This window comes from Pedobacter sp. KH_004, assembly GCF_057840755.1.
On record NZ_CM174519.1, the window covers coordinates 5,141,947 to 5,165,099 of the forward strand.

Annotated in this window: 21 protein-coding genes; 16 read left to right on the forward strand and 5 right to left on the reverse strand. The window is 38.7% G+C overall.

Annotated features, from left to right (window positions below; genetic code table 11):
* Positions 1-7 precede the first annotated feature (7 nt).
* Together AC3ITD_RS22150 and AC3ITD_RS22155 are read right to left on the reverse strand one after the other, a co-directional pair.
* Positions 8-2,431, reverse strand: a complete 2,424-nt coding sequence (locus AC3ITD_RS22150) for a TonB-dependent siderophore receptor (protein WP_489362833.1) — start codon at positions 2,429-2,431, stop codon at positions 8-10.
* A 224-nt stretch (positions 2,432-2,655) separates the two neighbouring features.
* Entirely contained in the window at positions 2,656-3,363 is a 708-nt protein-coding gene (locus AC3ITD_RS22155; protein ID WP_489362834.1) for a DUF4397 domain-containing protein, read from the reverse strand.
* A 311-nt stretch (positions 3,364-3,674) separates the two neighbouring features.
* On the opposite strand from AC3ITD_RS22155, the gene AC3ITD_RS22160 reads away from it, so the two are divergent.
* The 15 genes from AC3ITD_RS22160 to AC3ITD_RS22230 all read left to right on the forward strand — a co-directional run bounded on the left by AC3ITD_RS22160 (position 3,675) and on the right by AC3ITD_RS22230 (position 17,641).
* Positions 3,675-4,223 (forward strand): hypothetical protein, encoded by a 549-nt coding sequence (locus AC3ITD_RS22160; RefSeq protein WP_489362835.1) that lies wholly within the window; start codon positions 3,675-3,677, stop codon positions 4,221-4,223.
* A 360-nt stretch (positions 4,224-4,583) separates the two neighbouring features.
* Positions 4,584-5,285 carry a GNAT family N-acetyltransferase gene (locus tag AC3ITD_RS22165; protein WP_265799461.1) on the forward strand — a complete coding sequence of 234 codons (702 nt, stop codon included), beginning with the start codon at positions 4,584-4,586 and terminating at the stop codon, positions 5,283-5,285.
* Positions 5,285-6,481, forward strand: a complete 1,197-nt coding sequence (gene argG, locus AC3ITD_RS22170) for an argininosuccinate synthase (RefSeq protein WP_265799460.1) — start codon at positions 5,285-5,287, stop codon at positions 6,479-6,481. The genes AC3ITD_RS22165 and argG overlap by 1 nt, the downstream gene beginning before the upstream one ends.
* A 151-nt stretch (positions 6,482-6,632) precedes the next feature.
* Complete coding sequence (argC, locus tag AC3ITD_RS22175) at positions 6,633-7,640, forward strand: N-acetyl-gamma-glutamyl-phosphate reductase (RefSeq protein ID WP_489362836.1); 1,008 nt, start codon at positions 6,633-6,635, stop codon at positions 7,638-7,640.
* A 4-nt stretch (positions 7,641-7,644) separates the two neighbouring features.
* On the forward strand, positions 7,645-7,890 hold the full coding sequence (locus tag AC3ITD_RS22180; RefSeq protein WP_489362837.1) for a four helix bundle protein: 246 nt from the start codon (positions 7,645-7,647) through the stop codon (positions 7,888-7,890).
* 152 nt (positions 7,891-8,042) lie between these two features.
* A complete protein-coding gene (locus AC3ITD_RS22185) occupies positions 8,043-9,173 on the forward strand; it encodes an aspartate aminotransferase family protein (protein WP_489362838.1) in 1,131 nt (376 codons plus the stop codon).
* 194 nt (positions 9,174-9,367) lie between these two features.
* Positions 9,368-10,342, forward strand: coding sequence for a Rossmann-fold NAD(P)-binding domain-containing protein (locus AC3ITD_RS22190; protein ID WP_489362839.1), 975 nt, complete (start codon positions 9,368-9,370; stop codon positions 10,340-10,342).
* Positions 10,343-10,423: 81 nt separating this feature from the next.
* Complete coding sequence (argB, locus tag AC3ITD_RS22195) at positions 10,424-11,254, forward strand: acetylglutamate kinase (RefSeq protein ID WP_489362840.1); 831 nt, start codon at positions 10,424-10,426, stop codon at positions 11,252-11,254.
* Positions 11,255-11,509: 255 nt separating this feature from the next.
* The gene (proC, locus tag AC3ITD_RS22200) at positions 11,510-12,319 is read left to right on the forward strand and encodes a pyrroline-5-carboxylate reductase (RefSeq protein ID WP_265799454.1); all 810 of its coding nucleotides are present in this window, start codon (positions 11,510-11,512) and stop codon (positions 12,317-12,319) included.
* A 68-nt stretch (positions 12,320-12,387) separates the two neighbouring features.
* Positions 12,388-13,452: a M20 family metallo-hydrolase gene (locus AC3ITD_RS22205; protein WP_489362841.1), complete on the forward strand. Its 1,065-nt coding sequence runs from the start codon at positions 12,388-12,390 to the stop codon at positions 13,450-13,452.
* 109 nt (positions 13,453-13,561) lie between these two features.
* The gene (gene argH, locus AC3ITD_RS22210; protein WP_489362842.1) at positions 13,562-14,893 is read left to right on the forward strand and encodes an argininosuccinate lyase; all 1,332 of its coding nucleotides are present in this window, start codon (positions 13,562-13,564) and stop codon (positions 14,891-14,893) included.
* Positions 14,894-14,913: 20 nt separating this feature from the next.
* Positions 14,914-15,102, forward strand: a complete 189-nt coding sequence (locus AC3ITD_RS22215; RefSeq protein WP_265799451.1) for a hypothetical protein — start codon at positions 14,914-14,916, stop codon at positions 15,100-15,102.
* Entirely contained in the window at positions 15,102-15,311 is a 210-nt protein-coding gene (locus AC3ITD_RS22220; protein WP_265799450.1) for a hypothetical protein, read from the forward strand. Before AC3ITD_RS22215 ends, AC3ITD_RS22220 begins: the two co-directional genes overlap by 1 nt.
* 152 nt (positions 15,312-15,463) lie before the next feature.
* Complete coding sequence (locus AC3ITD_RS22225; RefSeq protein ID WP_489362843.1) at positions 15,464-16,717, forward strand: pyridoxal phosphate-dependent aminotransferase; 1,254 nt, start codon at positions 15,464-15,466, stop codon at positions 16,715-16,717.
* A gap of 72 nt (positions 16,718-16,789) precedes the next feature.
* Entirely contained in the window at positions 16,790-17,641 is an 852-nt protein-coding gene (locus AC3ITD_RS22230; protein WP_489362844.1) for a hypothetical protein, read from the forward strand.
* Between the two features lie 114 nt (positions 17,642-17,755).
* On the opposite strand, the gene AC3ITD_RS22235 is transcribed toward AC3ITD_RS22230, so the two are convergent.
* Together AC3ITD_RS22235 and AC3ITD_RS22240 are read right to left on the reverse strand one after the other, a co-directional pair.
* Positions 17,756-19,180 carry an RtcB family protein gene (locus AC3ITD_RS22235; protein ID WP_489362845.1) on the reverse strand — a complete coding sequence of 475 codons (1,425 nt, stop codon included), beginning with the start codon at positions 19,178-19,180 and terminating at the stop codon, positions 17,756-17,758.
* Positions 19,181-19,359: 179 nt separating this feature from the next.
* Positions 19,360-20,457 carry a slipin family protein gene (locus AC3ITD_RS22240; RefSeq protein ID WP_489362846.1) on the reverse strand — a complete coding sequence of 366 codons (1,098 nt, stop codon included), beginning with the start codon at positions 20,455-20,457 and terminating at the stop codon, positions 19,360-19,362.
* A gap of 855 nt (positions 20,458-21,312) precedes the next feature.
* Between AC3ITD_RS22240 and AC3ITD_RS22245 the strand changes: the two genes are divergently transcribed.
* On the forward strand, positions 21,313-22,344 hold the full coding sequence (locus AC3ITD_RS22245; protein WP_489362847.1) for a helix-turn-helix transcriptional regulator: 1,032 nt from the start codon (positions 21,313-21,315) through the stop codon (positions 22,342-22,344).
* A gap of 10 nt (positions 22,345-22,354) precedes the next feature.
* Here AC3ITD_RS22245 and rsmA read toward each other — a convergent pair whose 3' ends face one another.
* Positions 22,355-23,143, reverse strand: a complete 789-nt coding sequence (gene rsmA, locus AC3ITD_RS22250) for a 16S rRNA (adenine(1518)-N(6)/adenine(1519)-N(6))-dimethyltransferase RsmA (protein WP_489362848.1) — start codon at positions 23,141-23,143, stop codon at positions 22,355-22,357.
* Positions 23,144-23,153 lie beyond the last annotated feature (10 nt).

Below are 23,153 nucleotides of genomic sequence, written 5' to 3' on the forward strand. Positions count from 1 at the left end.
ATGCTGATTAAAATTTATAGGCTACGCTAACTCTGAAATTTCTTGGTGCTTCAGCTTGCCATGAATAAGCTGGCTGATTATAATCTGGCGCATTCCAGTAGCCTGTGTAGTAGGAACCGCTGTACAAATATTTGTCAAGAATGTTAAAAACATTGGCGTTGATTTTCAACTTCCTGTTTCCCCAGAATAAACCTCCATCCAATTTGAAATAATCAGGTAGGTTTTGCTCAGGATTGGTAGGGCTAAAATTCGCCGTAGCCCGATCAGCCAGATAGGTAAAACCTCCGGAGATCCCGAAACCTTTTAATGCTCCATTTTGTAAAGTATAGGTTAACCAGGCGTTAGCGGTATGTTTTGCAAAACCCGGTACCACTTGTCCTACGAAAAGAACATCCGTTACAGCGCCTTCGGCTACCTCGGTTACTTTACCATCGGTATAAGCATAATTCGCAATCAGGTTTAATCCTTTTGTCAATTCTCCACGAACATCAAATTCAATCCCTTGGGCTTGTTTTTCGCCAACAACAATACTATAGTTTTCTCCTGCCTGGTTAAAGGGATCGGCAGCAAGTTCATTTTGTTTGGTAATTCGGTATGCAGATAGCGTAGTATTCCAACGGCCATCAAGCCAGTCTTTTTTAATCCCGATTTCTTTGTTGTTTCCGGTGATCGGTTTTGGTGTCGATGCATCACGCAACAAACCAGATTGTGGCGTAAAAGCCTCGTCATAAACGGCATAAACGGAAGTGTTTTTATCAACCGAAACACTTAAGCCCACTCTTGGCGTAACATGTTTGGCTTTATCTGGCGCAGCACCCCAGGCCGATTGACTTACATAAGTATAACGGCCAGCAAGTGTTAACCGAATTCTGTTTTCCCAAAAACCCAACTCATCCTGAACGTACCCGCTTAAATATTTTTGATCAATTAAACCTCCGCCAGCTATTGCTCTTTCCTCAAGACTGGTGTTTCTGTCGAAATCCGGATATCCATTTGATGGAAATCCATAATTAGGATTTGCCAGACTGAATGGCGAACCTGGAAGGTCTAAATCATGTGACTGACCGAAATCTGCCATGTATCCCTTTTTACCTCCATCGAAGCCTGCAAGAATTCTATGAACGATACCTCCGGTTTTCACTGTTCCGTTTACAAATACCTGAGCCAGTTTCATTGAGCTTGATGCATCCCAGATTCCTACATTTCTAATCAATGTTCCGTTAGGATAAACGGCTGATGGCCAGGAGCTCGAGCCCGTTTGTAAGTATTTATAATAGGCAGCCTGTGCTGTTAATTTCCAATTCTGACCTAATTGTTGCTGTAGGTTTAAGGTTAAGCTATGATCATTAATGCGGGTGGGCTGTACGCCGGGTTGCGTGAGGGTAAAATCTCTTGGCAAGGTTGCATAGCCAGTGGTATTAAATAAATAGTATGAACCAACTTCAGTCATTTTTGCGTTTTGCAAAGTATATTCTGCTGTTATTTTCGTGCTAGGTGTAATTTGATAGCTTAAAACCGGGGCAAAACTGAAGCGGTTGTTTTCTTCGTATGGCCTAAATGAACCTTTGCTTTGTGCAGCCGCATTTAACCTGAATAAAAATTTACCATCCGAAGTGAGTTTGTGGTCTAAATCAACAGTTGTTCTGAATAAATCGTAGCTGCCAGCTGTAAACGAAACTTCACCCTGATTTAAACCCGTAGGCTTTTTAGTCACCACATTATACAATCCACTCGGATCTCCATTGCCCAGCATAAAACCAGCAGGACCTTTAACAAACTCAATGTGATCAACAAAGCTCATGTCTTCAGTTAATGGGCCCCAGTAGGAAGAAACAATATTAAATCCATTACGCATGGCTTGAATTTGAGAGCCACGCATGGTAATGTTAGTGTATAAATCTCCCCAATGCTCTAAACGAACAGCGCCACTTACATTCCTCAATACCCCATCACTCATGCTAATCAGCTGCTGATCTTTTATAGCTTGATTACTCACCACCTGGATGTTTTGAGGGGCTTCCAGCAAAGGCTCATTCAGCCTTAAAGTAGCGGAGGGCAAACTTATTTTGTATTTTTTGTTGATGCCAGCAATCGTTACCTCTTCCAGGGCCTGATCATTTTCTTGCAAAGAAAAATCAACTGAAACAGTTTCTCCGGCTACAACATTCACTGTTTTTTGGGCAGGGGTAATGCCTATTGCGGAAGCTTTAATGGTGTAACTGCCCGCCTTCACACGGTTTATGGTATATTTTCCGCTTTCGTCGGTGATTGTTCCTTGTCCTTTACCTGTAAGTCCAACTGAGATATAGGCGGCAGGATTACCATTTGAAGTGGTTACCAGACCTTTAATAGTGCCAAATTGTTGAGCGTAGGATGTTAGTGAGAGTGTAGTGAGTAAAAACGTTAAAACGAAAAGTTCAATTTTGCGCATCTTAAATTTATTTGGATTAATTCTAAACAGCCGCAAAATAACAGCACAAAAATTTATTTTCCAAATTATTTTGAACAATTCTAAATAAGGGCAGCGAGTTTTAACATTTAGTAGGCACTAGTTTTTTGATCTGAAGTAAGTTAACTGGTGCATCATACAAAAATAAAAAAGGACTGTCAGCTAGCCGACAATCCTTTGAACGATGGTTTTTTGGGTAAAAATCTTTACTTGATGGTTAATAAGAATAAATTAAGTGAGCGCTCAGTATCATTTGCCGGACTTGCTAAACCGCCACAAATAATATCATAATGGTAGCCGGCGAGTAAAGTTGTATTTTCTGAAACAACTTTCGTTTTACCAGTTGCAGTTTCCTTTGCATCGAAAGTAAAGGTGCCTGGAGAAACTGCTATAAACCCACTTGCAGTTTTATATGTTTTATTGCTGGTTAAAATAGCGGTTTCGCCGGTTTTAGCCAGGTCGAGTGCTGGTGCATCAGGCGACAAATTAATGAAACGGACATAAGCTTTATCTGCCGATGGTAAACTTAAATCGTCAGCGATCAGTAAACCATCCAACGAACCAGGTTTGTTAATTAAGTAAAAACTATTGTAGGTGCTTGCAGTAAGCGAAAAACTTTTGGTTAGTACACTTTCAGCATTGTTTTCAGTTGTAAATTTTAAATTGCTGACACCAGCCGATACCGGTCCGAAAGCAGTGGATCCACCATAGGGCAGTGCTGCGGAACTCAGTGATGCACTATTTAAAAAAGGATAGTAGGTGGCTAAAGTTGGTGCTGCGTTAACTACCCGAATATAACTCACGGAACTGGCTGTTTCTTCTTTTTTGCAAGCACTAAAGGTTGTTAAAATCAATAGAAAAATAATGGGAGCGAAGGCTAATGTTCTGAAGGAGGATAGGGAAAATGTTTTCATCAATTTTTTGAGGTTTTAAATTATATAAGCGATTACTATTTAAACGGCATCGAAAACCAATTCGCTACAGCCAATGCAAAGATTGAAGTTAATGGCTTCTGTGGTTGTTAAATGGTGTTAATGCTTGTTAAACTTTCCCTATAGATTTTAACAATGTTAATTTTTGTGAAATCATAGGGTTTGATATTAAATGCCTCGAAAACAAAAAATCGATGTGGTTGTTCATCTAAAGTTTATTTAACCATTTAATAATCTTAACATTAAATACTTATTGCGATTATAATTTCGTCTAACCATCAAATCTTAAAACAATGATTAAAAACATCTCAAAATTTGCGCTAATCTCCTTAGGAACGATTGCGCTTTCGTCGTGTGGCGGTACTTCAAAAGATAAGGCTGCTGATGCAGACACAACCATCACCAAAAGCGAAACCATTATTAAGCATGGTGATAAAGCAGAAAACGGTCCTGAAACGATTGCTTACACCGCTTCGCCAGATACTGCGGTTTTAGGAAAGGCGAAAGAAGCGCTTGTTAAAGTTGTGGAGGCAAGTGCTGTTAATTTGCAAGATGCAGAAGGAAAATCGACCGGGGCAGAGCTTACTGTAAAGCTATTGGTGACTAACAAGAGTACCCTCGATGCCAAAAAGTATTTTTCAATTCCAGCATCTGATGCGAGATTACAACTTGACAATGGCACATCGATTCCGGGAAGTAAAGAAAGTGGAAGTACCGAACCAGATGCCGAAGCTTCAAGCGAAGCGGTATGGAAGTTTCAGGTGCCCGCAAATGCGAATCCATCGAAGCTCAATTTCTTCTTAGATGGAACAAGAGTTTCAGTAGGAATCATGAAAGAATAAAAATAAAATCCCGAATCTTCGGGATTTTTTGTTTGCACTGATTAGTAAAAAAATGTAAAAAAGTTAAAAAAAATTGTGGAACTCAATTATTATTTAAACCTTTGCACCTCAATAGAGTTAAAGCCGTTTTAATACGCAAGAAATGATTAAACAATTTTTACATAAACTTTCTAGTTTCACAGCCCACCTGGTTGCTGGTGAAAGTTTATTTATTAATCGTTTTCAGCCCGTATTTTATTATCCCACAAGCCGGCAAAATTTCACTCCACGTATTTAGTACTCCACTAAACGTAACGAGGAATTGATCCTCTCTAAAAACCCAATTAACAAGAATACTTATAATTTTTCGTTAGAAAACGAATGGATATTAACGAATTTATAGTGCAGGTCGCACTTCCTGAACATCGTGTATTTGCAGAACAAATCGTAACCGAGATGGCCGAATCTGCTAAAGCACGTGGTACGGGCATTGCAAAACGTTCTCCTGATTACGTTGCCAATAAAATGCAAGAAGGCAAAGCTGTTATTGCGTTCCATAAAGATGGTACTTGGGCTGGCTTTTGCTATATCGAAACCTGGAGCCACGGTCAGTTTGTGGCCAACTCCGGCCTAATTGTATCTCCTGAATTTAGAAAAGCAGGTTTAGCACACGCCATTAAAGAGAAGGTTTTCGAATTATCGAGAGCTTTATACCCTAAAGCAAAGATTTTTGGCTTAACCACTGGTTTGGCTGTAATGAAGATTAATTCAGATTTGGGTTACGAACCAGTTACTTATTCTGAATTAACCCAGGATGAGGAATTTTGGAAAGGCTGCCAGAGCTGCGTCAATTTCGAAATCTTGAAAATGAAGGAACGTAAAAACTGCATGTGTACTGCCATGCTTTACGATCCGGCAACTCAAAAGCACGATGCTGCAAAGAAATTCGCCGAAGAATTACAGAAGAAACCCAAATTATATGAGCGTTTTATGCGCATCAAGCAACGTTTAGTTGTAAAACCGAAGCCTAAATCTGGCTTCAAAGTATTGATGTTTTTATTTACCCTGTTAACTAATAAGTAATGAAGAAAAAAGTAGTTTTAGCTTTTAGCGGAGGTTTAGATACCTCATTTTGTTGTATATATCTCGCTCAAGATCGCGACTTGGAAGTTCACTCGGTAATTGTAAATACTGGTGGTTTTTCTGATGAAGAATTACAAGAAATAGAGAAAAGAGCTTATGCTTTAGGCGTGAAATCTCATGCTGTGGTAGATGAAACGGAAAGTTATTATAACGATTGCATCAAATATTTAATCTTCGGAAACGTATTAAAAAACGCTACTTACCCACTTTCTGTAAGTGCGGAACGTGTGAGTCAGGCAACGGCAATTGCGAACTACGTTAAAAAAATCGGAGCTGATTATGTCGCTCATGGAAGTACCGGTGCCGGAAACGATCAGGTGCGTTTCGACATGATTTTTAATATCTTAATTCCAGAGGTTGAAATCATTACGCCAATCAGAGATTTGAAATTATCCCGCGAATCGGAAATAGAATACCTGGCTGAACATGGCGTTGAATACAGCGCAGCAAAAGCACAATATTCAATTAACAAAGGTTTATGGGGAACTTCAGTAGGTGGTAAAGAAACCTTAACCTCAAACGAAACTTTACCAGAAAGTGCTTGGCCAACGCAGGTGAGTGAAACAGAATCTCGCAGGATAGAATTAAGCTTTGAAAAAGGGGAGCTTGTTGCTATTGATGGCGAAACTTTGGATCCTGTTAGAGCGATTCAAAAATTACAAGCCATTGCGCAACCTTATGGTATTGGCAGAGATATCCATGTGGGTGATACGATTATCGGCATTAAAGGCCGTGTGGGTTTCGAAGCTGCAGCCCCTGTTTTAATCATTAAAGCACACCATACTTTAGAAAAACATACTTTAACCAAATGGCAACTGAGCTGGAAAGAGCAGTTGTCTTCTTTTTACGGCAACTGGTTGCATGAAGGTCAGTTCCACGACCCAATTATGCGGAATATTGAGGCTTTCTTAGCAGATACGCAAAAAGTGGTGAGTGGGAAAGTGTTTGTAGAATTATTGCCATATCGTTTCCAGATAATCGGGATTGAATCGAACCATGATTTGATGAGCAACAAGTTTGGCAGCTACGGCGAAATGAACAATGCCTGGAGTGGCGAAGACGTTAAAGGTTTCTCTAAAATCTTCGGTAACCAGGTAATGATTTGGCACAAAGTAAATAACGAGGTAGAGGGCTAAAAGGTTGAAGGCGGAAGGTTCCCTCGCCTCTCGTCATTGCGAGGAGACACGAGGAAGCAATCTCCTTAATTTTGGCATCTTTACCCGAGCCGATCCGATAGCTATCGGATTTACATCGGTAGCTTGTCGAAGGATTAAAGTTATATAGACTATGAATAGTAAAATAAAAGCAGGAATAATTGGTGGTGCGGGATACACAGGTGGCGAAATGCTCCGTATCCTGGTCAATCATCCAAATGTTGAAATTGCTTTCGTAAATAGTACCAGCAATGCAGGGAATTTAATTTCTGATGTACATACTGACTTAATCGGCGATACGGATTTGAAATTTACAAGCGATATTCCTCAGGATATCGATGTACTTTTTCTTTGCGTTGGTCACGGTGATGCGAAAAAGTTTCTAGCAGCGAACCCGATTAACGATAACATTAAAATCATCGATTTATCTCAGGATTTTAGACTTTCAGCAAATGCTGGTTTTTCGACTCCAGACTCTGGACTTAAGACTAAAGACTTCACTTACGGTCTTCCAGAGTTAAATCGTGATAAAATTAAAACAGCTAAGAATATCGCTAATCCAGGTTGTTTTGCAACCTGTATCCAGTTAGGTTTATTGCCTTTGGCAGCCAAAAATTTAATCAAAAGCGAGGTTCACATCAACGCAACAACCGGTTCAACAGGTGCCGGACAAAGTTTATCAGCTACTTCGCATTTTAGCTGGAGAAATAATAATCTTTCCATTTACAAGGCTTTTGAGCATCAACACTTAAATGAGATTGGAGAAAGTTTATTGCAATTGCAACCAACACTTTCCGAGGCTCTGAGTTTCATCCCACAACGAGGCGCTTTTACCAGAGGGATTTTAGCCTCCATGTATTTAGAAAGTGATTTGACTTTAGAAGAAGCACAAAATATTTACGAAGAATATTATAGTGCTCATCCTTTTACCCACCTGAGTCTGAAAAACATCGATTTAAAGCAGGTTGTAAATACCAACAAAGCGCTGGTTCACGTAGAAAAACATGGAAATAAATTATTTATCATCAGCATTATTGATAACCTACTAAAAGGAGCCAGCGGACAAGCAGTTCAGAATATGAATTTAATGTTTGGCTTGGAAGAAACAGCGGGGCTGAGATTGAAGGCAGGAGGGTTCTAAGTGTATGCAAAATTTTAAAGAATTAAAGGTTTGGGAGAAAGCTCATCAGCTTACACTGAGTATTTATAAAACAAGCGCCAGGTTTCTAAAGGAAGATATTTATAGTTTAACCAATCAACTTCGGCGGGCATCGGCATCAATACGAGCAAATATTGCCGAAGGTCGTGGTAAAAATTCACAAGCAGGCTTGGCTAATTTTTTAAAGATTTCTTTAGGTTCGGCTAATGAAACTGAATACTTTTTGATTTGATCAAGAAATTTAGATTAGCTAACTGAAGAACTGTTCACAACTTAATCTAATAGTATTAATGAAGTTAAGGCAATGCTTATTAATTTAATCTCCAGGTGAGAGCTAAGCACCCAAACCTATAACTTAAAACGTATAACTTATAATACAGCAACATGCAACTATTCGACGTTTACCCTCTTAATGATATAGAAATTGCAAAAGCATCTGGCAGCAATGTTTGGGATGCTAACGAACAAAAATATTTAGATTTATACGGAGGTCACGCAGTGATTTCAATTGGACATACCAATCCGCATTATGTAAGTCGCTTAACTGATCAATTAAACAAAGTTGGTTTTTACTCTAATTCGGTTAAAATCCCTTTGCAAACTCAATTGGCTGAGAAATTAGGCCAGGTTTCAGGCAAAAAAGATTTCCAGTTGTTTTTGGTTAATTCTGGTGCAGAAGCCAATGAAAATGCCTTGAAACTTGCCTCGTTTTATAATGGTAGAAAAAAAGTGATTGCTTTCACTGGCGCTTTCCACGGACGTACCTCTTTGGCAGTGGCGGTAACTGATAATCCGAAAATTGTGGCGCCTGTTAATCAAACCGAGAATGTCATATTTTTGCCTTTTAATAATGAGGTTGCACTTGAAGAAACTTTTAAAGCGCAGGGCGATGAAATTTCGGCTGTAATTATTGAAGGTATTCAAGGTGTTGGCGGAATTAAGGAAGCCTCAAAAAGTTTCCTGCAGAAAATCCGTTCTCTTTGCGATGAGTACAATTCAGTTTATATCGCCGATTCAGTTCAGTGCGGTTATGGTAGAACAGGATTGTTTTATTCGCATGATTATTCGGGCGTTGAAGCAGATGTTTACACGATGGCGAAAGGAATGGGTAACGGATTTCCAGTAGCAGGAATCTCCATTGCGCCGAAATTTAAACCTTGGCATGGAGAATTGGGAACCACTTTTGGCGGCAATCACCTGGCTTGTGCTGCAGGTTTAGCTGTTTTGGAGGTGATGGAAAGAGACAATCTAATCGAGAATGCCCAGGAGATTGGAAATTATTTAATTACCGAACTAAAGAAATTCGAGCAAGTTGTAGAAGTTCGTGGTCGTGGGTTGATGATTGGAATTGAATTACCAGAAGCACTTGCCCACGTTAAAAAAGAATTATTATTTACACATCATATTTTCACCGGCGAAGCCAAGCCAAACGTAATTCGTTTGTTGCCAGCTTTGAATTTAACAAAAGAAAATGCTGACGAGTTTTTAGCGGCGTTTACCAAGTTGGTGAAATAATACACTCGTCATTGCGAGGTACGAAGCAATCTTACATCGCTAAAAATACTTAGCAATTGCTTTAAGATTGCTTCGTACCTCGCAATGACGGACGAAGACGAAGTGGGTGCAAACTAACTTCGTTTTTGAAATTTTTAAGAGGTGGTGCAGGAAAACCTTAAACCCTATACCTCAAACCTTAAACCCTAAAAAATATGAAGTTATTTACTTCCGTACACGATGTTCCGAGCATCAAACAATTTGTAAAAGATGCACTTGAATTAAAGGCAAATCCTTATGCCCATCAAAGCTTGGGTAAAAACAAAACTTTAGGATTGGTTTTTATGAACCCAAGTTTGCGTACACGTTTAAGCACCCAAAAGGCTGCCTTAAATTTGGGTATGAACGTGATGGTGATGAATTTGGATAAAGAAGGTTGGGCTTTAGAAACACAGGATGGTGTGGTAATGAACGGTTCTACTGTCGAACATATCCGTGAAGCGGCAGCCGTGATGGGTCAATATTGCGATATTTTAGGCTTGCGTTCTTTTCCGAAATTAACCAATCGCGAGGAAGATTATAGCGAAGACTTTTTTAACAAGTTTGTAAAATACTGCGCTGTACCTGTAGTGAGTTTAGAAAGTGCTACGCGTCACCCGTTACAAAGTTTCGCAGATATCATTACCATCCATGAAACCTGGAATAAAAAACCAGATGGACGTAAACCAAAGGTAGTTTTGGCTTGGGCACCTCATGTGAAGGCATTGCCTCAGGCTGTTCCCAATTCATTTGCAGAATGGATGTGCAAGGCACAAGCAGAGGGAATGATTGATTTCACCATAGCACAGCCAGAAGGATACGAATTGGCCGAAGAATTTACGCCTGGTGCAGAAATTCAATATAACATAGAAGAAGCTTTGGCTGGCGCTGACTATGTTTATGTGAAAAACTGGAGTAGTTATAAAGAATATGGTAAAGTTTTAACTTATCCTGATGGCTGGATGATGAACAATGAAAAACTGAAGTTCACTAACGACGCCAAAGTAATGCACTGTTTGCCTGTTCGTCGCGATTTGGAATTATCTTCTGAGATTTTAGATGGACCAAATTCATTGGTAATTCATGAAGCAGGTAATCGTTTATGGGCAGCGCAAGCGGTAATTAAAGCGATGTTGGAAGAAATGAAATAATCTGTTGTGAGTTGCCGGTTACATGTTGCCGGTCTAAGTGCCTAAACATGTAACTGGCAACCCACAACTCATAACACATATATGAAACAACTTACCATCATAAAAATAGGCGGAAATGTAATTGATAATTCGGCGAATCTGCATCAGTTTTTATTAGATTTTACAGCCTTACCTGGAGATAAAATTTTGGTTCATGGTGGGGGCAAAATTGCAACCGAACTGGGCGAAAGCTTAGGCATTGAAGCTAAAATGGTTGAAGGCCGTCGGATTACAGATATTGAAACTTTGCGGATCGTTACGATGGTTTATGCAGGGTTGATCAATAAAAATATGGTAGCCCAATTACAAGCTAAGGGCAGCAATGCAATTGGATTATCGGGAGCGGATGGCAACATCATCAAAGCTAAAAAGCGTCCTGTAGTTACAAAAACACATGGAGCAGCTCCGGGCCCATTAGCTGGAGAAGTTATCGATTATGGCTTTGTTGGCGATTTAGATGAAAATTCTGTTTCTGCAACTACATTGGATAGTTTGTTAAAAGCTGGATTAACGCCGGTTTTATGTGCAATTACACACGATGGAGATACACAGTTATTAAATACCAATGCGGATACCATTGCCTCAGCTGTTGCAGTTGCAATGTCGGCTTTATATGAAACGCGTTTGGTATATTGCTTTGAAAAAAAGGGCGTTTTGAAAGATGTAAATGATGATGATTCAGTTGTCAGAGAAATCAAAGCGGATGAATTTGAGGGTTTAAAAGCTGACGGAACAGTACAGGGTGGAATGATTCCGAAATTGCACAATGCTTTTGAGGCGATCAAAAAAGGTGTGTCTGCGGTTTATATAGGGAAAGCTAATGAATTGGGAGAACTTGCGAATGGGACTTTCGGGACGAAAATGAACCTCTAAATCCGCTAAAAAGGGGAGGTTAAGTTTCGTCATTGCGAGGTACGAAGCAATCTTAAAGCTATAGCTATTAGTATAGTGCATTAGGATTGCTTCGTACCTTGCAATGACGGATGTGAAATAAACCTGATAGAAACGGGTCCCGATTTTTCATCGGGAGAAGTGAATAGCAGGACTGACATTAATTGAAGAACTGCAATTGCTTTTCAAGAAATATAAAAATCAGTTTAAGTAACTGGACCAAATAAAACGAACCACATGAAAAAAATAGCCATAATTGGTAGCGGAAATATCGGGTTATCTTTAGCAAAAGGCTTGGTCAAAGCCGACTTCGCTAAAGCTGGCGACATAACGCTTACCAGAAGAAATATCGACCACTTGCAGTCTTTCGCCTCAGCAGGCTTTGAAGTTTCAAACGATAATAACCAAGCGGTTGCAAGTGCAGATGTTGTAATTCTTGCCGTTTTGCCTCAACAGTTAAATACGGTTTTAGACGAAATCAAGTCCTCGATAAATTCAGCTAAACACCTTGTAATTTCGGTGATTTCGGGTGTGAGTTGTGCTGCGGTTAGAGAAAAATTGGGCGACGATATAGAGGTGATTCGGGTAATGCCAAATACAGCCATTGCCATCGGGCAATCCATGACTTGTATGGCTAGCGACAACGCATCTGCCGAAAATATTGCCGAGGTAACCAAAATGTTTGAAACGGTTGGTTCTGTTGTGAAGATTAACGAAGATTTAATGACTTCGGCAACGGCGCTTTGTGCTTGTGGTATTGCGTTCTTTTTAAGAGCAATAAGAGCCGCATCCCAAGGTGGGGTCGAAATTGGTTTCCATGCAGATGAAGCACTTAAAATGGCGGTGCAAACAGCTAAGGGAGCAGCTGATTTGCTGTTATTACATGGCACACACCCAGAATCAGAAATAGATAAAGTAACTTCGCCGAAAGGTTGTACTATTGCGGGCTTAAACGAAATGGAGCATAATGGCTTTAGTTCATCATTAATAAAAGGTATAAAATTATCGGCTTTAAAAGCTGGAAATTTGTACACTAAAGAAGGTTAAAGGTGTATGGTAAAAGGTTTAGGGTTTAGGCTCCACATCTTGATACTTAATACTAAATACTTGATACTATGTGGTTAGAAAATATACAAAAAGAAAGTCTGGATTTGTTGCGACAGTTAATCCGCATTCAGTCTTTTAGCAAAGAAGAAGACAGAACAGCGAATTTAATTGCTCAATTTTTAGAAGAGCGAGGAATTAAAACCCAACGCAAAATGAATAACGTTTGGGCTTATAATAAGTATTTTGATGCAAGTAAACCTACGGTGTTACTGAACTCGCATCATGATACCGTTAAACCAAACTCGGGCTATACTCGTGACCCTTATGATGCTGCCATTGAAGGCGATAAATTATTCGGCTTAGGAAGTAATGACGCTGGTGGGTGCCTGGTTTCGTTAATTGGTACGTTTTTGTATTATTACGAGCAGGAGAATTTAAAATATAACATCTGTTTGGCCGCAACGGCAGAAGAAGAAATTTCTGGTAATAATGGCTTGGAACTGGTTTTACCCGATTTAGGTGAGTTAGAATTTGGGATTGTTGGAGAGCCAACAGAAATGAATTTAGCCATTGCAGAACGAGGGTTGTTGGTAATCGATTGCGTTTCTCATGGTAAAGCTGGTCACGCTGCTAGGGAAGAGGGAGAAAACGCAATTTACAAAGCGCTGAAAGATATTGAGTGGTTCAGGAATTATCAGTTTCCTAAAGTATCGGAAGTTTTCGGTCCGCTGAAAATGACGGTTACCATTATCAATGCAGGTTCTCAGCACAATGTGGTGCCGGCAAATTGTACTTTTACAGTTGATGTTCGCGTAACCGATGCTTACACAAATGAGGAAGTTTTAGAAATCATCAGAGCAAATGTAGATTGCGATGTTACACCTCGTTCCATTCGTTTGAAACCATCGTCGATAGATAAAAACCACCCGGTAGTTCAAGCTGGTATTGCTTTGGGCAAAACCACTTATGGCTCGCCAACCACATCAGATCAAGCGCTATTAGATATCCCATCAGTAAAATGTGGACCGGGGTTTTCTGGTCGCTCGCACATGGCAGATGAGTTTTTATACGTTAGAGAGGTTGCTGAAGGTGTTGAAGGATATGTAAATATGTTGAAACCAGTGATACACTAGATCCGTCACTGCGAGGCACGAAGCAATCTTAATTGCAGAGGAATCGTAAGGTGTTTTTAGTTTCATACAAAGGGGATTGCTTCGTGCCTCGCAATGACGAAGTTTGATTATGAAAATTTGGCAAAAAAATATAGATGTAAATAAATTCGTGGAAACTTTTACGGTTGGTAAAGACCGCGAATTGGATTTGCAAATGGCAAAGTTTGATGTTTTGGGCTCTTTAGCGCATACACAAATGTTGGAAACTATTAACCTGCTTACCGCTGAAGAATTGAAAACGGTTCAACAGGAACTTAAAAATATTTACGCTGAAATTGAAACCGGGAATTTTACTATTGAAGCTACCGTTGAGGATGTGCATTCGCAGGTAGAATGGTTGCTAACGCAACGTATCGGCGAAGCGGGCAAAAAGATACACAGTGGCCGTTCGCGTAACGATCAGGTTTTGGTTGATTTGAAGTTGTTTTTCCGTGCCTGCATTGAAGATATGGTTAACCAAACATCAACCTTGTTTAATCTGCTCATCAAATTAAGCAATACTCACAGGGATAAGTTGATGCCAGGTTATACGCATTTGCAAATCGCGATGCCGTCATCTTTTGGTTTATGGTTTGGTGCTTATGCCGAAAGCCTTGCCGATGATATGGAATTGATGCTTGCTGCATGGAAAATCACCAATAAAAATCCTTTAGGTTCTGCAGCAGGTTATGGATCATCATTTCCTTTAAACAGAACATTAACCACCGAATTACTAGGTTTTGAAAGCTTAAATTACAATGTGGTTTATGCACAAATGGGTAGAGGGAAAACGGAAAGGATTTTAGCGCAGGCAATGAGCGCTGTTGCCGCAACGCTAGCCAAAATGGCGATGGATATTTGTCTGTTTATCAACCAGAATTTTGGATTTATCAGCTTCCCTCCTGAACTGACAACCGGTTCGAGTATTATGCCACATAAGAAAAATCCTGATGTTTTTGAATTGATTCGCTCACGTTGCAATAAAATACAGGCGTTGCCAAACGAGATTGCAATGATGATTACCAATCTTCCATCTGGCTATCATCGCGATTTACAGTTGTTGAAAGAAAATCTATTTCCAGCGATTACCTCATTAAACGAATGTTTGGAAATTGCGACCTTCATGTTCCAGAACATCACCATAAAGGATGATATTTTACAGGATAAGAAATATGATTACTTGTTTAGTGTTGAGGTGGTTAACGACTTGGCGTTGCAAGGGGTTCCTTTTAGAGAAGCCTACAAAATAGTTGGCGAGCAGATAGAAAATGGTACTTTTGCACCATCGGGCCAAATAAATCATACACACGAAGGAAGTATCGGCAATCTTTGTAATGAGCAAATTTCTGCAGGAATGCAGGCAGTTTTGTCACAATTTGGCTTTGAGAAAGTGAATAAAGCAATAGAAGATTTGGTTAAATAATTTTTGCTAATTTTGTAAATATGACGACTTTAACAATTGAAATTAAAGATAAAGATGCTGGATTCGTGAAAGAATTTCTTAGCAAGATTGGCGCTAAGGTCAAAGCAGAACCAACAAGTCAAATTACTCAAGAAATCGCACAAGCTTTAAAAGAAATTAAAGAGATGCAGCAAGGTGATCGCAAATCTTTGTCCTTAAAGGATATTTAGTGGTTACCAACATTATCTATTCTGCAGTTTTCATCAAAAAAGCAAAAATCTATAAGAAGAAGCACCAATCGTTAGTAGAAGACCTTTACAGTTTAGAAGAAAGTCTTTCGAAGAACCCTCAACAAGGGAACGATTTGGGTGGCGGTCTTTTCAAAGTTCGTCTAGCTGTTAAAAGTAAAGTAAGGGCAAAAGTGGAGGTTTTAGGATAATAACTTATTTAGTATCAAACAACCTAAATGGAATTGTTATCAATATGTTGACTCTTTATGACAAATCAGAAGAAAGTAGTATTGATAAAAAAGAACTCCAAAATATAATAAAAGCATTATAATTTGCTGATGTCAGCAATCAATTCAAATATATGAAAGTTTCAGTATTAGCCAGTTCATTAATAGGCTCAGAAATTATAAAAATTGGTAACGAGGTTAATGAAATGAAACGCAAAGGCGCTTCAATCGCCAATCTAACCATCGGCGATTTTGATTCAAACATCTATCCCATTCCAGCGGAATTAAAAGCCGGAATCGTAGATGCCTATCATGCAAATCAAACAAATTACCCGCCTGCCGACGGTGTTTTGCCATTGAGACAAACCGTTTCTGAACTATTGAAAGATAGATTCGGTTTGGAGTACAACACCAATAGTATTCTGGTTTCAGGCGGCTCTCGACCATTGATTTATGCTACTTATTTAGCTTTGATAGATCCAGGTGATACAGTTGTTTTCCCTGCACCTTCATGGAATAACAATCACTACTGTCACTTAACATCGGCGAAGGCCATTGCGGTAGAAACTGATGCAGCGCATAACTTTATGCCAACTGCAGGACAATTGAAACCACATTTAAAAGGTGCAACATTATTAGCCCTTTGTTCGCCATTGAATCCGACAGGAACCATGTTTGATGCGGATTCTTTAGCGGAGATATGTGATGTTATTTTAGAAGAAAATGCATCACGCGGAGCGGATGAAAAACCATTGTATTTAATGTACGATCAGATTTATTCACTTTTAACTTTTGGCAAGGAACATGTAAATCCGGTTTCATTACGCCCGGCAATGCGTGAATTTACGGTTTTCGTAGATGGTTCTTCGAAATGTTTAGCTGCAACAGGTGTGCGTGTAGGTTGGGGTTTTGGCCCTGAAGATATTGTTAACAGAATGAAGGCATTGGTTGGGCACATGGGTGCTTGGGCACCAAAAGCCGAGCAGGTTGCAATGTCTAATTATTTTAATGATAAAACGCAGGTCGATACATTTTTAACCAGTTTTAAAGGTCAAATTCAAGATAGCTTAAATTCGCTTTACAATGGCTTTAATGAATTGAAAAACGAAGGTTTTAATGTTGATGCGGTTGAGCCAATGGGTGCAATTTATCTCACCATTAAAATCGACTACATCGGAAAAACCACTGAAGATGGTCAGCTTTTAAAGGATAGTGCGGATGTAAACTTCTACTTAATTAAAGAGGCTGGAGCCGCATTGGTTCCATTTTCAGCCTTTGGAAACGAACACAGCATGCCTTGGTTCAGGGCATCGGTTGGTGCTTGCACCCTGCAGGATATAAAAGACATGCTACCCCGGATTAAAACAGCTTTAAGCAAGTTAAAATAAAACATTTGAACACCCGGGCAAACAATTAGTTGGCTCGGGTGTTCAAATAAAAAATCTCATCTAAACGCTTTTATGGAAAACAAATACACTCCTCAGGGATATGCTTCGCCCTCAGCAATCCTTATCACTCTTGTCATTGGTATTTTATCAGCTTTCATCTTACCGCTCCTCTATATTATCCTTGGAAGGCTAATTCCTAACATCTGGTTTATCGCTATCATTGCGCTACTTCTTGGTATCAGCTTAGGTTTTTGTATTGATTTTGGCGTAAAAATCGGCAAACTCCGAAATAAAAAAATAGTTGTATCCATCGCGATTTTTTGCGGATTACTGGCCTTCTATGTTCAATGGGTTTTTTTCGATGCATTAATTTACAGCGCTAAAGGATTCACCTTTAATTTGACCAGCGCTGATTTAAAAATTTTAGCTAGCGATTTCTTTTTTCTGTTCACGCATCCTCACATACTTTTTCAAGAAATTGTAAACCTAAATGCAGTAGGTTCTTTTCAGATCAAGAGCATGGGTACGGTAAGCGGTCTGGTCTTATGGTTGATCTGGGCAGGAGAGTTTATTGTGATTATAGGTGGAATCATATTTACTGTTTTCAATGGTCAGGTGGGTAAACCTTATTCGGAAATAAACGATCAATGGATGAAAAAACGTAAATTACAGAACCGAATTCCTTTGGTACATGATAAAAATTTAATCTTGAATGAATTAAATAATAAAAATTTTGCGGTTTTGAGTGATGATCCATCATTAATCAATGAGCAGAATTACTCGGAGGTGGTTGTGTACGAATCAAATGGCGATCCGGTAAAGTACATTAGTATTTTGAATGTCTCTAACCCGACAGGGAAAGCGAAAGACAAAAAAATGAATAATATTATTGAATTTTATCCGCTACAGAACGCAAATATTTAGTGTGATGTTGTAGCAGAAAAATATAAAAAAAATAAACGCCCTATTTTCATTTATTGAGAATAGGGCGGTTTTATAAATGCCTGACTGACAACTTTGGATTCATTCCTCCTAAAATCAATCTTCCCGACTTCCATCATCCGCCATGCGCACCATTTTTGGTTCAAACTTCGCAATCACATCAACTAAATCAGTTTGTGCGGCCATTACTTTATTGATGTCTTTATAAGCCATTGGCGCCTCATCTAAACCTGCACCGATTAACGTTACATTGTGGTCTTTTAAAATTGCTTTCATGTCAGATTTGGTAATCGACTGAATGGCTTTTGTACGGCTCATCAATCGTCCTGCGCCATGAGAAGCTGAATTGATTGAACTTGTTTCACCTTTTCCCCTAACTAAAAACCCTGGTGCTGTCATGCTTCCGGGAATAATACCCATCACACCTTCGCCCGCTGGCGTTGCTCCTTTTCTATGAACGATAACTTCCTCGCCATTGAGGGTTTCTTTCCATGCAAAATTATGATGATTTTCTACCTTCGCTAAAACTTTAGCGCCAATGGCCTTGGTCAATCTTTTATGGATTACCTCATGACAAGCGGAAGCATAATCGCCGGCTAAGTTCATGGCAATCCAATATTCTTGGCCTTCAGCTGTGTTCAGATCTAAATAGGCAAGATTTACAGCTTCTCTAGGCAACTTGCAAATGTCTTTAGCCAGTTTGGTATAATGACCCGCTATAGTTGCGCCAAATCCACGAGAACCAGAGTGAGTTAACAAAGCCACGTAACGTCCCTTATCGATGTTTAAAACCTCATCTCGCTCTGCAAAATCTATAATTCCCCATTCTACAAAATGATTACCGCCACCCGAAGTTCCCAATTGCGCCCAAGCTTTGCCGTGTAAGTTTTTTAAGAAAGGCGTAGCATTAAAATCTTCGTTTTCTAAAACCTCATGGTCTGCTCTTTCATCTCCTTTATAATTTTGCCCAGCGCCAAATTTAGTATGTGCAATTAATTCTCGTTTGTACACCGCATCCTTCCCGAAATAATATTTCTCCGGAATATCGAAAATACTCAAAGCCATTCGGCAACCGATATCAACACCAACTCCATAAGGAATAATCGCATTTCGTGTGGCTAAAACGCCGCCAGTTGGCAAACCATAACCTTGGTGCGCATCTGGCATTAACGCCCCAGCTTCGGTAACAGGCAACTTCATAGCAATATTCATTTGTTCTTTCGCACCATCTTCAATATAAGCTTCGCCAAATACAGTATAGCTTTTGGCATTTTCAACTAGCCCAATTGTATCATCATTTTTCGGTGTGGCTTCTTCAATTAATGCCGTTGCTAAAACACCTAATACTTCATCATCCAAAAAGCTCTCTGGATAATTTTTTACTTTTTTCAATAATTTTTGTACTTCATTAGCTTCCACGTCCTTAAAGTTATCCTTCAAGATTTCCAATGCCAAGCCTAATATTTTTCCTTCGGTATAACCTAATGCCTTTAGGGTTTTACCTGTTATTTCTGTTTTCATTTTATTCCTAACTAAACCTCGGCAGGCATCGTTCACCTAGCCGAGGGTTTCTAAAATTGATTTTTTTTTACAGTAAATCCGTCATTGCGAGGTACGAAGCAATCTTAAAGCGAATACTTAAAACAACTAGCGATAGTTGTAAGATTGCTTCGCGAAGCTCGCAATGACGAGAGACCAATTTACTTCACAAAGATTTGTTTCAATTGGTCAACAATTTGCCCGCTGCCGGATAAACTGATGGTGTTGATTTTCTCTGCAATTTTCTCCACGTATTCCATCTCTTTCAATTTGTACAACATGGAATTGTCTTCCATTAATTTTGCGGTATTCAACAAACTCCTGGTCGATGCAGTTTCTTCTCTTCTGGTAATCATGTTGGCTTGCGCTTTTTTCTCCGCAATCAAAACTTGGTTCATGATATCTTTAATCTCACCAGATAAAATGATGTCTTTTACACCACCATTTGCCAGTTTTACGCCCAACTCTTCTGCTTTGTTAATGGTGCTTTCCAAAACAGATGTTCCGATTTTTTTTTTACTTTCCATCAATTCATCAAAAGTTAATAAACCTACAGCTTCTCTCAAAGCCAATTGCATAGTAATATATAATTGCTTTTCGAAATCTTTATTGACCAACAATGCTTTAACAACATCCTCCACTTTGTATTGAACTGTAAAGTTCATTCTCAATTGCGCTTTGTCTTTTGTTAAAATCTCTTGACCGATAATCTCCATGTTCAATTGCCTCATATCAGTTTTCAAAACTTGGATAGTGATGTTATTTTTCCAGTAAACATAGTTTCCTGCTAATAACACTTTTTCAAACTTGCCATCAATAAATAACAAACCTGTTTCGTAAGCTTCAATTTTATAGGCCCTGATATAGTTGATCAAAGCAACTTTTTCAAACAAATTTCTATCGATGTTTTCCTCAATTTCTATTTTGCTGATATCGACTTTAACAAAGCTGTATTCCGACAAACCTTTCCAGATGGTATATCTGCCCGCTCTTAAAACGTTTTTAAAATTTCTGTTTTGATAAACCAAGGCCAACTCGTTATCAGCTACGCTTACCAAATAAACTAATTTGGCAAAGTCGGCATTTAATAAATACCTATCTAATTCAGCAACAGAGAACTCATAATCTTTGCTCATGTCGTACAAAGTGATGGTCTCGCCAAAGCTCAACCAATAACTACCTGCTGTTAATACTCTTTTTAATTCTCCTTTTTTAAACACCAATGCAACATAATTGGTGTTAATTGTTATTTTTCTCATGTTTTTGATGTTTAAAATTTATAATTATTCAATTGTTTATTCTTTTAAAAAGCATTGCGATAACATTCATTTGTTTTCTGCGGAAGTAAATTGCTTCTGGTTGTTTTTAAGAATGAAATCTACTTTTAGCTTTGGCGATATTCTGTTGAATATGGCTTTCTACAGCTAGAAGATTTGATTTTTAAATCAGCACCCTTTTCGTTTTACTTGCAAAGCAAAAAGCAAATTTGCTATTGAGATTTATGAAATCTTTTGAGCCGAACGCATTTCGCAACACTTTTGGTTTGAGAAGTTTAAAGTATCTCTTCTTTTTAGATGGAACCCTAATCCATTGCATTACCCTTTTGCTATTCCAATCACTTGGAAGCAGGATTCGAACCTGCATATTTGGTGTTGTTACTCTACCCCTGAGCTATTTCGGTTTCCTGAAAGTGGGACTCGAACCCACGACACACAACGTGTTTAGACAATACATTTTCCTCTCTATCAGAATATGAAATGCAACGGCACTCATACTTTGGGGCTATTTAAAACCCGCAACTGTGGATAGATACCTCTGTATATTGCCATCCCGATTTTTACACCGGAATATCTTTATATCTATTTCTATATGTAATCAAAGAACTCTATCGCCGGGCGACAATACAAAGTTGTTACCCAACTGCGCAGCAGATTTGCGCAATAGAAAATATTTTAGAAATAACACTCAAGTGTTTGATAATGAATTATAAAATTTTCGTTGGTTACTTTGTCATTAACCCATTGCGCAGTTGTATTGCGTAGATAGATTGAATAATGCTATATTTAAACAATTAATTTTCAATAGTTTCTGTGAAAGTTCATTAAAGTCTAAATATGGCCATTAATAAATTAGCGCTCATTCGATACAAAACCATTGACGATTGTCTGAAAAATCGTTTCCGAAAATGGACGCTTGAAGATATCATAGAAAAAGTTGCACACACGCTTTACGAATTGGAGGGAATAACTTCTGGTGTAAGTAAGCGAACGATACAAGCCGATATTCAATTAATGCGAAGTGACAAGTTAGGTTATAATGCGCCCATTGTGGTTCAAGATAAACGATTCTACGCCTATTCGGACTCGAGTTACAGCATTACTAAAGCTCCAATAAATAATGCTGACGTTGATAAAATGAAAGAAATTGTTGGCGTGTTAAAAGAATTTAATGCCTTTAACTATTTCGATGAAATGAGCGATATGATTGCCCGCCTGGAAAATAATCTTTATAAAAGCACAAAACAAAGCGGAAATAACATCCAGTTAGAAGGAAATAAGTTGGTAAAAGGATTAGAGTGTATTCCTCCATTGTATCAGGCAGTTTTAAATAAGCGATCGTTGTTAATTGAATATAAATCATTCAAAGCACAACAAGGGCAGCAAGGAATTTACTATCCTTATTTATTGAAGGAATACAGAAATAGGTGGTTTTTAATCTGCAAAGCAAAAAAAAGACCTGGAATTTTGAACTTGGCTTTAGATAGAATAATTGATTTTCAGGAATTACCCAACGAAGAATTTGTAACTCATCAGGGCGTAGATTTCGATCGGTATTATGATGACTTGATCGGAGTGACAAAAAATGACAGAGACCGAGCGCAAAAAGTAGTTTTAGAATTTACAAACGATCATGCACCCTATGTAGTAACTAAGCCTTTACATTCTTCTCAGGTGGTGTTAACAAAAACTGAAAAAACAACAACTTTTAGAATTGATGTGGTTTTAAATTTCGAACTTGAAAGAGAGATTTTAGGCTTTGGAGAATGCGTTAAAGTGCTGTCGCCACGTTTCTTGATTTCAAAAATTAAAAGGCGGTTGCAGCAATCTTATTACCAGTACGAAGATAACGGCGACAAAAAATCATAACATACCAACCTTACTCTTGTTGCATCAAATCGCTTACATGCTGTGTTAACTTTACAAAATCATCCACGGTTAACTGTTCAGCACGTTTCTCGAAATAGATGTGATTGTCCATTTTATCTTTTGGCATTACGGCAGAAACGGCGTTGCGCAAGGTCTTTCTACGTTGATTAAAACCTGCTTTAACCACACGCCAAAAGAGTTTTTCATCACAATCTAAAGTTTCAACTTCATTTCGCGTTAAACGAATCACTGCAGAGTGCACTTTTGGTGGTGGATTAAAAGTGCCTGGTTTTACGGTAAACAAATATTCGATTTTGTAATAAGCCTGAAGAAAAACACTCAAAATTCCATACTCTTTATTGCCTGCTGGCGCAGCACAACGTTGCGCCACCTCTTTCTGAAACATGCCCACCATTTCTACCACTTTATGCCGGTTATCTAAAATTTTAAATAGAATTTGTGATGAAATATTATAGGGGAAATTCCCGATGATGGCAAATTTATCCGGGAAAATGGCGTCGAAATCTAGTTTTAAAAAGTCTCCATTAATTAAGCGATCGCCCAATTGCGGATATTTTTCATTGAGAAAATGGAAAGATTCAGCGTCAATATCGATTAGATAAGTTTGTAAGTCTTCGCGTTGTAGCAAAAAATCAGACAAAATTCCCATTCCTGGCCCAACTTCCAAAACCTGGTTGTACTTTTCAGTATTCACCAAGCTTTCTACAATACGGTTGGCAATGCCCTTATCGGTTAAAAAATGCTGACCTAAATGTTTTTTCGCTTTTACTAAACTCATACCATTAATC

Excerpts from the sequence above, each read along its gene's own strand:
- argH (WP_489362842.1), top strand. The coding sequence starts at position 13,562 with ATGAAAATTTGGCAAAAAAATATAGATGTAAATAAATTCGTGGAAACT.
- AC3ITD_RS22225 (WP_489362843.1), top strand. The coding sequence starts at position 15,464 with ATGAAAGTTTCAGTATTAGCCAGTTCATTAATAGGCTCAGAAATTATA.
- AC3ITD_RS22235 (WP_489362845.1), bottom strand. The coding sequence starts at position 19,180 with ATGAAAACAGAAATAACAGGTAAAACCCTAAAGGCATTAGGTTATACC.
- AC3ITD_RS22215 (WP_265799451.1), top strand. The coding sequence starts at position 14,914 with ATGACGACTTTAACAATTGAAATTAAAGATAAAGATGCTGGATTCGTG.
- AC3ITD_RS22185 (WP_489362838.1), top strand. The coding sequence starts at position 8,043 with ATGCAACTATTCGACGTTTACCCTCTTAATGATATAGAAATTGCAAAA.
- argC (WP_489362836.1), top strand. The coding sequence starts at position 6,633 with ATGAATAGTAAAATAAAAGCAGGAATAATTGGTGGTGCGGGATACACA.
- AC3ITD_RS22205 (WP_489362841.1), top strand. The coding sequence starts at position 12,388 with ATGTGGTTAGAAAATATACAAAAAGAAAGTCTGGATTTGTTGCGACAG.
- AC3ITD_RS22190 (WP_489362839.1), top strand. The coding sequence starts at position 9,368 with ATGAAGTTATTTACTTCCGTACACGATGTTCCGAGCATCAAACAATTT.
- AC3ITD_RS22230 (WP_489362844.1), top strand. The coding sequence starts at position 16,790 with ATGGAAAACAAATACACTCCTCAGGGATATGCTTCGCCCTCAGCAATC.
- AC3ITD_RS22150 (WP_489362833.1), bottom strand. The coding sequence starts at position 2,431 with ATGCGCAAAATTGAACTTTTCGTTTTAACGTTTTTACTCACTACACTC.
- AC3ITD_RS22180 (WP_489362837.1), top strand. The coding sequence starts at position 7,645 with ATGCAAAATTTTAAAGAATTAAAGGTTTGGGAGAAAGCTCATCAGCTT.
- argG (WP_265799460.1), top strand. The coding sequence starts at position 5,285 with ATGAAGAAAAAAGTAGTTTTAGCTTTTAGCGGAGGTTTAGATACCTCA.
- proC (WP_265799454.1), top strand. The coding sequence starts at position 11,510 with ATGAAAAAAATAGCCATAATTGGTAGCGGAAATATCGGGTTATCTTTA.
- AC3ITD_RS22165 (WP_265799461.1), top strand. The coding sequence starts at position 4,584 with ATGGATATTAACGAATTTATAGTGCAGGTCGCACTTCCTGAACATCGT.
- AC3ITD_RS22240 (WP_489362846.1), bottom strand. The coding sequence starts at position 20,457 with ATGAGAAAAATAACAATTAACACCAATTATGTTGCATTGGTGTTTAAA.
- AC3ITD_RS22160 (WP_489362835.1), top strand. The coding sequence starts at position 3,675 with ATGATTAAAAACATCTCAAAATTTGCGCTAATCTCCTTAGGAACGATT.
- AC3ITD_RS22245 (WP_489362847.1), top strand. The coding sequence starts at position 21,313 with ATGGCCATTAATAAATTAGCGCTCATTCGATACAAAACCATTGACGAT.
- argB (WP_489362840.1), top strand. The coding sequence starts at position 10,424 with ATGAAACAACTTACCATCATAAAAATAGGCGGAAATGTAATTGATAAT.
- rsmA (WP_489362848.1), bottom strand. The coding sequence starts at position 23,143 with ATGAGTTTAGTAAAAGCGAAAAAACATTTAGGTCAGCATTTTTTAACC.
- AC3ITD_RS22155 (WP_489362834.1), bottom strand. The coding sequence starts at position 3,363 with ATGAAAACATTTTCCCTATCCTCCTTCAGAACATTAGCCTTCGCTCCC.